Source organism: Sedimentibacter sp. B4 (assembly GCF_000309315.1).
Lineage (GTDB): Bacteria > Bacillota > Clostridia > Tissierellales > Sedimentibacteraceae > Sedimentibacter > Sedimentibacter saalensis.
Genome location: NZ_CANG01000833.1, coordinates 1 through 242, shown reverse-complemented (window position 1 = coordinate 242; position 242 = coordinate 1). Strand labels below are relative to the sequence as shown.

Below are 242 nucleotides of genomic sequence, written 5' to 3'. Positions count from 1 at the left end.
AGTCGGTCGGGACTGCTCACCCAGGTGGCGCAGGTGCCGAGGTCGGCGGTGGGAATGTAGCCGGCGCGCAGGTCCTCCCAGGGGATCGGGACGGCGCCGACCAGGGAGCACAGCGCTCGGCGCTGCCCTGCGTCCGGGATGAGCACGACGGCGCAGCTGAGGGTCTGCTTGACCGAGTTCACCTGGAAGGTGGCGAGCACTTCGCGTCCCAGAGACGGGGCGACGACGATCACGCGATGGTC

1 protein-coding gene is annotated in these 242 nt (G+C 70.2%); it reads right to left on the bottom strand.

Annotated elements, in window-relative coordinates; genetic code table 11:
- A partial coding sequence (locus tag BN358_RS27035) for a hypothetical protein (protein WP_198018496.1) occupies positions 1–242 on the bottom strand: 242 nt, incomplete at both ends.